The organism is uncultured Granulicatella sp. (genome assembly GCF_963528315.1).
Classification (GTDB): Bacteria; Bacillota; Bacilli; order Lactobacillales; family Aerococcaceae; genus Granulicatella.
Genome location: NZ_CAURVV010000017.1, coordinates 1 through 11886, shown reverse-complemented (window position 1 = coordinate 11886; position 11886 = coordinate 1). Strand labels below are relative to the sequence as shown.

The window sequence follows — 11886 nt, the reverse complement described above, 5'->3', positions numbered from 1 at the left end:
TTCTCACATTAAGAAATAAATAAAACTTTTACACCAATGCTCTTTAAATAGGCTACTGTTTCAGCATCAGCGGAATAATCCGTAATTAAATGCGTAATCATCGAACAATCTGCTGTGTGGAAATTAGATTCTCTTCCAACTTTTGCTCCTTCAGCTACAATAATTTTTGGACCATTAGTGCGTTCTAGAATGACGCGATTAACTGCTGTTTCAGGTAAGGCTACAGTCGTAATTCCATTTTTATTAATACCACCGACCCCTAAAAAGCAAATATTGGCACGTGCTTTTGAAAACGAGTTAATAGCAAAATCTCCAACTAAAGATTTTTTTTGCTCAAAAATTTCTCCTCCGCTTAATACAATTGAAGCTTTAGAAGAGGCTTTTTTGAAAATAGAACGACCATTATTTGTCAATATCGTAACATTTTCATCTGCTAAATAATTCAATAATAAAAAGGCTGTAGAACCTGAATTAATAAAGACCATATCATGTTTGCGAACTAAGCCAGAAGCTCTACGAGCAATATTTTTTTTAGTAGAATTATATTGTTTTTGTTCAATATTTTCTTTTTCAATCTTTCCTGAAATATATTTTGCTCCACCATAAAAACGTTCAATTAATCCTTGATCTTCAAAACGTTGTAAATCTCGACGGATTGTAATTTCGGAAACTTCTAATCTTGATGATAATTCTTCTACAGATAATTGCCTATGTTCCTGTAATAATTTTAAAATTTCTTGTTGTCTCTTAAACACAACACCTTTGCTATTTTTCACTAGTATTCGTTCCTTTTTTCTCTATGAAGAACAGAGGAGAAGCCTTCATTGACGACTTCTCCATTGTTCATTGATTTTAGCGAATTTTTAATGATAATTCTTGTAATTGTTGTTCAGATACTGGACTTGGTGCTTGTGTCATAGTATCCATTGCTGAACCGTTTTTAGGGAATGCAATCACTTCACGGATGTTATCTTCCCCAGCTAGTAACATGACTAAACGGTCTAATCCTAATGCAATTCCTCCATGTGGTGGGAATCCATAATCTAATGCATCCATTAAGAATCCAAATTGTTCTTGTGCAGATTCTTTTGTGAATCCTAATACTTCAAACATTGCTTCTTGCATGTCTCTTCTATAAATTCTTAATGATCCTCCGCCTAATTCATATCCATTTAATACAATGTCATAAGCTTGAGCTTTAGCTGCTGCTGGATTTTCTAATAAAGCATTGAAATCTTCATTAACTGGGCGAGTAAATGGATGGTGCATTGCTTGATAACGGTTTGCATCTTCGTCATATTCTAATAACGGCCAATCAACAACCCATAAGAAATTGAATTTAGTTTTATCAATTAATTCATGTTTTCTACCAAAGTGTAAACGTAATTCAGATAATGATTGTGCAACAACACTTGGTTTATCCGCACAGAAGAAAACAATATCTCCCACTTCTGCATCTAAACGTTCTCTTAAGGCTGTTTCTTGGTTTACTAAGAATTTAGCGATTGGTCCTTTTAGTCCATCTTCTTCTACTTTCAACCATGCTAATCCTTTTGCACCATATTTAGCAACAAATTGTGCTAAGCTATCTGCATCTTTACGAGAATATTCATCTGCTAATCCTTTTAAGTTTAAGGCTTTTACATGTCCACCATTTTCAACAACTGTGCTGAATACTTTTAAGTCAGAATCTTTTACAATATCCGCTACATCGATTAATTCTAATGCAAAACGAGTATCTGGTTTATCATTACCATAACGGCTCATTGCTTCAGCAAATGATAAACGAGGGAATGGAGTTGTTACTTCTACTCCTAATGTATCTTTCATGACTTTTTTCAATAAGCCTTCCATCATTTCTTGAATTTCTTCAGCTGATAAGAAACTTGTTTCAATATCGACTTGTGTAAATTCAGGTTGACGGTCTCCACGTAAATCTTCGTCACGGAAACAACGAACGATTTGGTAGTAACGGTCTAAGCCCCCACCCATTAATAATTGTTTAAATGTTTGAGGTGATTGTGGTAATGCATAGAAACTTCCTTCATGAACACGAGAAGGTACTAAGTAGTCACGAGCTCCTTCTGGAGTTGATTTTGCTAAGTATGGTGTTTCTACATCAATAAATCCTTCAGTATCTAAATATTCACGAATCGCACGAGTTGTTTTATGGCGTAAACGTAAGTTTTCTAATACAGGTTTACGACGCATATCTAAATAACGATATTTCATACGTAATTCATCTGAAGCTACTTTATCATCTTCAATGTAAATTGGTGGTGTTTTAGCTTTTGCTAATAATTCAACATGGTGAACTTCTAATTCCATTGAACCTGTTTTTAAGTTTGGATTTGTTAATCCTTCACCACGTAAAGCAACAGTACCTGTTACTTCAATAACGTATTCTGGACGTAATGTGTCCGCAATTTCAAAAGCTGCTTGGTTATGTTGTGGGTTAAATACAACTTGCATCACACCTTCACGGTCACGTAAGTCGATAAAAATAACCCCACCATGGTCACGACGTTTTTGTACCCAACCATGTAATGTAATTTCTTTTCCTACTAATTCTTCTGTGACTAATCCACAGTAAATTGATCTCTTTTTCATACAAATCCCTACTTTCTATTTTCCAAAATATTCATCGATTGCTGTTGTATCCATTGTTGCTTGGCGGAATAGACTATCAAAATCTTCATATACATCTGCTAAGTCAACCTTAACTTCTTTACCAGTGCTCATTACTTTTAGTGGAACTTGACGACTTGCCAACTCTTCTTCCCCTAATGTAATGACAACTTTTGCTCCATATTTTTGAGCATTTTTAAATTGAGGTTTTGCTTTTCTACCGAAGAAATCACGATCAACAGAATAACCTTGTTGACGTAATGAAATAGAAAGTTTTAATACTTCCTCTTCTGTTTCTTCCCCTAAACCAACAATATAAGCATCTAATTCTTGTAAGTCAGGAATTTCTACTTGTTCATCTTTCATTAATAACACAAGTCTTTCCATTCCTAAGCCAAATCCAAATCCAGGTGTTTCTGGTCCGTCTAACTCTTGAACAAGACCATCATAACGTCCACCACCACAAATCGTAGTTTTAGCACCAAATGATTTTGAATCCGTCATAATTTCAAAAATTGTATCTTGATAGTAATCTAATCCACGAACCATTGTTTCATCAATTTCAAATGGAATTTCTAATGCTGTTAAATATTGTTGCACTTTTTCAAAGTGAGTACGTGCTTCATCAGATAAAAACTCTAAAATACGTGGCGCATTTTTAACAATTTCGATATCACGTTTATCTTTACTATCTAATACACGTAATGGATTTTTGTGAAGACGATTTTTAGAATCTTCACTTAATTCCTCTGCAAATGGTTCTAAATAATCAATTAAAGCTTGTCGATATGCAATACGATCAGCTGTTTTACCAAGTGAATTAATCACTAAACGCATATTTGATAATCCAAGTTCTTTTAATAAATCCCATGCCATTGCAATAGTCTCAACATCCGTTGCAGGATTTGTTGAACCAAATACTTCTACCCCTAATTGGTGGAATTGTCTTAAACGACCTGATTGTGGACGTTCATAACGGAACATTGGTGCCATATAATATACTTTATAAGGTTTCTTATGTTCTGGACCAAATAATTTATTTTCTACATAAGCACGAACAATAGCTGCAGTTCCTTCTGGACGTAATGTAATATGACGGTCACCCTTGTCATAAAAATCATACATTTCTTTTGAAACGATATCTGAAGTATCACCCACTCCACGGCTAAATAATTCATAGCTTTCAAACATTGGTGTACGCATTTCTTCAAATTGATAATCGCCTAAAATGATGCGAGCTGTTTCTTCAATATAATGCCAAATCTTTATTTCCTCTGGTAATAAATCGGCTGTTCCTTTTGGTTTTTGAATCATTTTATCCCTACTTTCTATGTATAAAAAAATCCTGACTCATTGAGTCAGGACGATTATTTCGTGGTACCACCTAAATTTGAACAGAGTTTCCTCTATTCCTCAACTAAATAACGGCTCTTTTGCCGGAATAACTTTGCATTATTCTCCTCCAGAGTGTCTTTCAATTCTCTCAGTCTTATGAGAAACTTTCAGCCACGATTTCTCTCTCTAATTGCTGCGAATCTACTTAGCTCCTTCACTGGATTTCCTATGAAATTGATACTAATTTACTAAAAAGTTAACCGTTTGTCAAGTAATGTGGTTAGAAATGTTAAGTTTTGATGATAAATCTTATTTTTCTTATCGGCCTACTCAGCTTTTACTTTTTTCTACGAAATCTATTTTCTCGACCAATCTCCCCTCTGTTAACACAATAACATTCAAGCAAATCGATTCAATTAACGACTGATTATGACTAATAAAAAGTATTGTCATATTTGTTTCTTCTTTAACTTTTTGTAACACTTGTATAACTTTTTCTTGATTCGTATCATCTAATGAACTCGTTATTTCATCACAAATTAAGCACTCAGGTTGCGCCAAAATAGCTCTTGCAATCGCACATCTTTGACATTGGCCTCCAGATAATTGATGAGGATATTTTTCTAACCAATCGAAATCTAACTCTAGGCTTGTAAACAATTCCTTTATCATACGAATTCGTTCTGTATGACTTTTTATTCTTCGCATAAATCTTAATGGTTCTTCCAAGCTCTTCAATATTGTTTGATTCGGATTAAACGATAATAGACTATTTTGGAATAAATATTGAACTCTTCTATAATAAATTTGTTTTTCATAAGCCAATAGCTCTCTTAGTTCTTTTCCTTCAATCTCAATACTGCCTTCGTATGGAATAAAGCCTGATAAAATCTTTGCAAGAGTTGTCTTTCCTGCTCCTGAATGCCCCATTATTCCTGTTACTTTGTATTTTGGAATATCGACCGTAACGCTTTGAAGAATCGCATCATTACTTTGATAATGATTGGATACATTTTTCAATTGGAAAAATACTTCTTTTTCGACAGCAGTGTCTCGAACAAATGGAATTCTTTCTTGTAGCACTTCCTCTTTTTCTACAAATTGTCCCTGTTCTAAAGTTAATACTTTTGTACAAAATTGATAGGCTAATTCTTGTTGATGTGTCACCATAATGGTTGCTACTTTATGATGCTTAGCAACAGTAACGATTAATTGCATCATTTCCATTTGCAAAGGAGCATCTAAAGCACTAAAGGGCTCATCAGCAATAATTAATTTTGGCTGATTGATAAAAGCCATTGCAATCATAACTCTTTGCAACATTCCTCCAGATAATTCGTGAGGATATAAGTGCAACACCTTTTCCTCTAATTGAACCATTTTCAGAGTTTCGATTATTTTTTGTGGTTCTGGTTGTACCATTAATTCTTTCAACTGTTGACCAATTGTAAATAACGGGTCCAAACTATGTTGTCCATTTTGAAAAATGATGCCAATATCTTGCCTCAAATATTCTCTTCTCTTTTTACTATCTAAATTCAACCAGTTTTCTTCTAAAAACTTCATTTTAGTCGCATTCATGATTACTTTTTGATGAATATTTCCAAGAATACATTCTAAAAAAGTCGATTTTCCAATTCCGGACTCACCAATAATCCCAATAACTTCTCCTTCTACAATTGAAAAGTCTAAATTTTTGAGGACTAGTTCTTCTCCATATGAAGCATTTAATTGTTTAACGTCAAAAACTGTTGTTCCCATTAGTCTTTTACCAATTTATTCGTAATATGATAGAAATCAGATGGAGATAATTCAAAATGATGAATATAATTGTTCATTGCTCCATGTAAGTTAACAAATCCAATGTAGTCGACAACTGCTTCATCTCGTGCATAATCTTGAATTTCTGCCACTTCACTACGGATTTGAGCTGCATCTACTTCATGACCTAAGGTAGAAATTTTTTCATCTAACCATGAGTCTGAATTTTTAACATAATTTAAAGCTCCATCACTCGATAATGTTGCATCTAAGAAGTAGTGAGGATCTCCCGTTGGCAATGTTAATGCTGAAGCTAATGCAATGTCATAATCTAATTGATTTAATCCATCGACTTTTTCTTGAATATCAATTTTCAAATCAATTCCTAATTGTTTAAACTGTTGTTGCAGTGCTGTCGCAATTTTTTCATTCGCTAATCTCTTATAAGTTTTTAGAACAATTTGTAAAGGTTCATTTTGTGTATTCACTAAAATACCATCTGCATTTTTAGTTTTATATCCAGCTTCTTCTAATAATTTTGTCGTCATTTCTGGTTGATATTGTTTATTAGCAAATGTACCACTTGAATAAATACTAGAATCTAAAAAAGCACCATCTGCAGGAGTTACATGACCTTTTAAGAAGTCTTGCGTCAACTCTTGTTTATTAATCGCATGTAAAATCGCTTGTCGTATTTTTTTATCTTGTAATCTGGCTTTATTCAATTCTAAATGATACGTTCTTGTACTTGGTTGATTATAGACTTGAACAGAAGAATCTTTCATTAATGAATCGGCTACATCATCATTTAAATCTAATCCACCATCTACTTCTTTAGATTTTATCGCTAATTCTAATGTCTTTTGATCTGGAATTAATTGGTAATGAACTTCCTTGATTGAAGCATTTCCATCCCAATAATGAGTAGAAGCTGTTAATGAAATAGAATTATTTGGTTTAAATTCCGTCACTTCATAAGGCCCTGTCCCTATAATTTTTTCAGTACTTGTTACATCGACAATCGCAGTTTTAGCATCTACTAATTCATGAATAAATTGAGGACTTGGTTTTTCAGTATGAACTGTAAACGTTAATGCATCATTTGCAGTATAAGTGGCTGTTTTGAAAAGTTTACCGGACTTATGGTTTTCTCCAACTCTTTGAAGACTTGCAATGACAGCGTCACTAGTAACAGCATTTCCATTTGAAAATGTAAGGTTGTCTTTTAAATGAATTTCCCATGTTTGATCATCAATTTTCTTATATGAGGATGCTAACCATGGTTCTACATCAAATTCGTTTGTTAAACGGAATAATGTTTCCCCAATTCCAAAACGAATGGTATACCAACCTTCCCAATCTTTCGCTGGATCAATGCCTGCTGTAAATTGAGAATACCCAATTTTAAAAGTTGAATTTTGAGAACTTTCTTGTTGTTGAGATGCTGGCTGTACGGGTGCACATCCAACTAATACTGCTGCTGCAATGGTTAATAACATATTTTTTAATTTCATCATTTTCTCCCTTTCTTTTGAATCCAATAGTGGATTCCGTTAAATATAATAATCGTTAAAGTTATCGCAAGTCCTGGTGCAATCATTAACCATGGTGCTTGTTCAAACGATAATCTTCCCTCATTTAACATCGCTCCCCATTCTGGTTGAGGAACTTTAACTCCTATTCCTAAAAAAGATAATGTTGCTAAACTTAAAATAGTTCCAGAAATATTGACAATCATATACGTCACTAATGGTAATTGAATATTTTTTAAAATCGTAACCATCCTATACCATAACGGAGCTCCTTGCATATACATCACTGCGACATATTCTCGAACTTTAAGTTTACGAATTTCTCCTCTTGTTAATTTTGCATAATATGGTAAATAACTAATGACAAGAGCAATGACGCCATTTCTTAAACCTCCACCTAATACACCAGCTATCGTTATGGCTATGAGTAGACTTGGAATGGCTAATAAAATATCTACGATGTTCGTAATGATTCTATCAACCCATCCACCAAATATCCCTGCTAATCCTCCTATAAGAATTCCTGATAAATAAGATAAAGCAACGATTAAAACAGAAGCTCCAATCGAATATCTAGCTCCTACAATCACTCGAATAAAAACATCTCGACCAAAATCATCCGTTCCAAACCAATGACGAGCGTTTGGTGGACTTAAGATTTCACTTGCATTCATTGTTTCATAGTTAAGGAACACTGTACTCCACAATAGTAATACACATCCTATTAAGATGAGTGACATAACCCATTTTCTCTTATTGTTCATGATAACTCACCGCCTTTAATACGGATATCTGTTCGATTTTGTAATTCATCCGAAATTTGAGTGAGCACTATATATAAAAAGCTAATACAAACAACTATCATCTGAACAACTGGATAATCTCTTGAACTAATGCTATCCATTAATAACTTCCCAATTCCTGGCCAGTAAAAAATAGTTTCTACAACAACGACACCTGCCATTAAAGAACCAAATGATAGTAAAATAATCGTCACCATTGTAGGAAATATATTTTTCAATAAATGTCGTTGAAAAATTTTTGACTCTTCCATTCCACGATAATAAAGTACTTTAACATATTCCTGTTGTAATTCTTGTTCTAACAACGCTGAAAATTGTTGAATAAATTTTGCACTTACAGGAATCACAATCGTAATAATCGGCAATATTAATCCAATCCCACCTTGATTGGCTAATAATGGAACCCATTTTAATTGAACGCTAAATACATACATTAAGAAATAACCAATGACAAAAGACGGTAATGACATCTTGAAAAATAAAATTAATTGAAAAAGTAATTTTACAATCCTATTCTGACATCTCACCAAAAATATCGATAACGGAATGGAGATTCCTAATGAAATCACTAGAGTAATGATTGCCAATTGAATTGAATTCAAAGCGGCTGGAATCATTAATTTCTCAACCTTGATATCAGACATTAAACTCTTTCCAAAATCACCATGAAGAAATTTAAAAAACCAATTCCCATATTGTACAAGTAAAGGTTGATTCAGTCCCATTTCCTCACGCATAAGTGCAAGAGCTTCTGAAGAGACACGACCAGTCCCAGCAGACATTTTAACAGAAGCAGGATCACTAGGCGCTAGATGAATGAGTAAAAATACAAAAAATGAAATACCAACAAATAAGATAGATATGGTTAAAATTCTTTTCAAACCTTTAAACATTCACTACCACTCCTTACTTCTTAGCACATAGTAAGAACAAAGGTGTAGGATTATAAAATTCATCTTTTTCTAGATAAATTCTATGGCTTATCGTTCGATCAATTTGAAGAGAGTCAACTTCTTTGTTTAATAAATATTGCACATCCCATTGAGGTCTTACTTCACTTGAAATGGATAGACTTCTTTGAATCATTTCGCATTCTGATAAAGTAGCTTGACTTAAATGATGATGCGCATGATGCTGTGGTAAATGACTCGTATCTGTCATACTCGAAGCACCATAATTTCCATCAATATTAATGAGTAAACCACCTTTTTTTAATACTCGAAGCCATTCATCATAAGCTTTAGGTACATCTGGTAATGTCCAAGTCACGTTTCTAGCAATCACGATATCAAAACTTGCATCTTTAAACTCAAGATTTTGAGCATCCATCACTAAAAATTGCGCATCAAACTTTTCCTGTTTCGCAAAAACAGTTGCTAAATGAATCATTTCCTTTGTTAAATCAATTCCAATTACTTCATGCCCTAATTGACTTAAAATGCCTGTAAAAAATCCTGTTCCGCAACCAATATCTAAAATTTTTAATGTTTGATTTTGTGGTAAATATTTGGCAAACTCTGTAATCCAACGAGCCTTCAATGGACTATGAAATTCTCTTGTTCGTTGCTCTAAAAAAGAAGAGCTTCGATTGGTCCAATACTTTTCAACTCGTTCATGGATAGCTTGTTCTTGTGTCATTACTGATCCTCCTTTACAACTTTGATACAAAACATGGGTGTTGCACCATAATTTAATTGTTCTTCATAATCCCACACTAAATCTCCAAAATTCTCTTCCGTTTCTACTAAAATACCTTCCTGTGAAGAAAAATAATCGATATCCCATTGTGGTCTTTGTTGATAGGTCAAAGGTAATTGTTGAACAATCCAGTCCATTTTTTCTTCATCAACACCTTCGCCTTGCCAATAATCTTCTAGCTTTTCTTCTATCGCTTTTTGACGCTTTGCTTCAAATTCTTTTTCTAGTGATTCATTTTGAAGAAATGCATACCAATTCGCATCGAAAATGAATAAAGCTCCTTTTGGTTTCAACACCCTTAACCATTCTGAATAAGCTTGCTGTGGTTTTTCTAAATTCCACGTTAAATTTCGACTAACAATAATATCAAAACTTTCTGGCTCAAACTCTAAATTTTGAGCATCCATTTGCATGAGTTGAATACTCGAATTTTCCTTGCCATATGTTTTTATATTCTCTCTGGCAACTTCAAGCATTTTATATGAGTAATCAACACCAGTGATATTGCTATATCCCAATTCTTCTAAAATAATTGTAAAAAATCCAGGGCCAGTTCCTATATCTAGAACTTTCAGATTTTTATTTGTTGGTAACAATCGTTTGAATTGTTCTTTCCATCTTTCTCTTTGAATTCCCTCTAATTCTTTTTGATTCACTTTGGAATATCCTGAGTAACGATGATTCCAATAACGTTGTATTTCTTCTAGCAGGTTCACATTTGTTACTCCCTTTTTATCTTACTTTTGCAATTTCTGTTACAAGTTTATCAAAGAGTTTTTAAATTAATGTTAACAAATAATCACATCAAAATACTATTTTTCATTTGAATGGATGTTAACAAAAAAGAATTCCAGATTAAATCTGAAATTCTTCTTAATTCATCACTTTTATCGTAATTTTTCTTCTGCCGAAGTCCATTACTTGTTGTACTTCCGGATAATGTAAATCAATTCGATTTCCTTTAATATCTCCACCAGTATCACCAGCAATCGCAATTCCATATCCCGGCACTTCCACTAAAGTACCTAAAGGAATCTGCGAAGGATCGACTGCAATGACATTAGGATTCGATCTTAAATCAATCCCCATTGCTGTAAAATTACTTAACCCAGGCTGTTTATAAGAATATGCTGTTGCTTCTGCGGCAAATTCTTTCCCACTTGATGTAGATTTTACTTCATTTGAAACTGCTTGACTCTTTGGAGAAGTCTCAGTAGTCCCTTTAGATTCACTAATATTTTCAGTTGTTGAGGCTTTAACTTCACTTGAACTAACTGGTTTTATTTCTTGAACTACTTCTTCATTTTTCTTTTCTTCAGAAGCATGATGTGTTGTTGGTTCAGGATTTTCACTTAATTGTTGAACCTTACTTTCTTGTTCATGAATGGCAAACAAGGCTTCTTTATTATTCGCAAGATTTTGTTTTAACAGTTGAATACTATCTGCATAAAGTGTAGATTCTGTTTGTAAATCTTCTTGTTTTTTTAATAAAGTCTCTTCTGTATCTCTTAATTTCTTTTGCGAATTTACTAATGTTTGAACTTCTTTATGATAATTTTGAATCGTTAATATATCCGATTTGAATAACTCTTGAATCACGATTAATCGATGAAAGAAATCTGAAATACTCGTTGCTTGAAGCAGTTGAACAAATCGTTGATAAATTACTCCACTTGATTGCAAAGCGACCATTCTTTCTTTTACGACTGTTTCTTTTTCTGCTAATTTTTCTTGTTGTTCATTTATTTGAAGTTCTAATTCTTTTTGATTGGATTTCAATTCATTTAAGTCTTGTTTCAAACTTTCAACTTGTCTATATTTCTCATTCGCAAAATTTAATTTTTGAGAAATTTCTTGTTCTAATTGTTGAATCGATTCTTGAGAAATTTCTTGCGCATGAATGGACATTGGATAACTAGCCCATAATAAACAAGCCATTCCACTAATAATCATGCTTTTTCTTAATCGTTTATCCAGTATCCTTCACCACACTTTCTCCATCGTATTCTCTATTATATAATTTGGATATAAAAAAAACGTAACAACCGTATTACAGTGTTGTTACGTTTCTTGAATTTAAGCCATAATATAAGCAGGTAAAGCTTCTAATAATTCTTGCGTACTTGAGA

Annotated in this window: 10 protein-coding genes; all 10 read right to left on the bottom strand. The window is 33.2% G+C overall.

Annotated elements, in window-relative coordinates; all coding sequences use genetic code 11:
- Nucleotides 1-8 precede the first annotated feature (8 nt).
- The 10 genes from RYK07_RS05205 to RYK07_RS05160 all read right to left on the bottom strand — a co-directional run bounded on the left by RYK07_RS05205 (nucleotide 9) and on the right by RYK07_RS05160 (nucleotide 11710).
- Nucleotides 9-776, bottom strand: a complete 768-nt coding sequence (locus tag RYK07_RS05205) for a DeoR/GlpR family DNA-binding transcription regulator (RefSeq protein ID WP_314852749.1) — start codon at nucleotides 774-776, stop codon at nucleotides 9-11.
- Nucleotides 777-852: 76 nt separating this feature from the next.
- Entirely contained in the window at nucleotides 853-2610 is a 1758-nt protein-coding gene (aspS, locus tag RYK07_RS05200) for an aspartate--tRNA ligase (RefSeq protein ID WP_314451630.1), read from the bottom strand.
- 15 nt (nucleotides 2611-2625) lie between these two features.
- Nucleotides 2626-3942, bottom strand: coding sequence for a histidine--tRNA ligase (gene hisS, locus RYK07_RS05195; protein ID WP_314852747.1), 1317 nt, complete (start codon nucleotides 3940-3942; stop codon nucleotides 2626-2628).
- A 351-nt stretch (nucleotides 3943-4293) separates the two neighbouring features.
- Complete coding sequence (locus RYK07_RS05190) at nucleotides 4294-5724, bottom strand: ATP-binding cassette domain-containing protein (RefSeq protein WP_314852746.1); 1431 nt, start codon at nucleotides 5722-5724, stop codon at nucleotides 4294-4296.
- A complete protein-coding gene (locus RYK07_RS05185) occupies nucleotides 5724-7238 on the bottom strand; it encodes an ABC transporter substrate-binding protein (RefSeq protein WP_314852745.1) in 1515 nt (504 codons plus the stop codon). The genes RYK07_RS05190 and RYK07_RS05185 overlap by 1 nt, the downstream gene beginning before the upstream one ends.
- Nucleotides 7238-8020: an ABC transporter permease gene (locus RYK07_RS05180; protein WP_314852744.1), complete on the bottom strand. Its 783-nt coding sequence runs from the start codon at nucleotides 8018-8020 to the stop codon at nucleotides 7238-7240. Before RYK07_RS05180 ends, RYK07_RS05185 begins: the two co-directional genes overlap by 1 nt.
- Nucleotides 8017-8952 (bottom strand): ABC transporter permease, encoded by a 936-nt coding sequence (locus RYK07_RS05175; protein ID WP_314852742.1) that lies wholly within the window; start codon nucleotides 8950-8952, stop codon nucleotides 8017-8019. Before RYK07_RS05175 ends, RYK07_RS05180 begins: the two co-directional genes overlap by 4 nt.
- 13 nt (nucleotides 8953-8965) lie before the next feature.
- Nucleotides 8966-9697, bottom strand: coding sequence for a class I SAM-dependent methyltransferase (locus RYK07_RS05170; protein WP_314852741.1), 732 nt, complete (start codon nucleotides 9695-9697; stop codon nucleotides 8966-8968).
- Nucleotides 9697-10473: a class I SAM-dependent methyltransferase gene (locus RYK07_RS05165; RefSeq protein WP_314852740.1), complete on the bottom strand. Its 777-nt coding sequence runs from the start codon at nucleotides 10471-10473 to the stop codon at nucleotides 9697-9699. Before RYK07_RS05165 ends, RYK07_RS05170 begins: the two co-directional genes overlap by 1 nt.
- A gap of 157 nt (nucleotides 10474-10630) precedes the next feature.
- A complete protein-coding gene (locus RYK07_RS05160) occupies nucleotides 10631-11710 on the bottom strand; it encodes a 3D domain-containing protein (RefSeq protein WP_314852738.1) in 1080 nt (359 codons plus the stop codon).
- Nucleotides 11711-11886 lie beyond the last annotated feature (176 nt).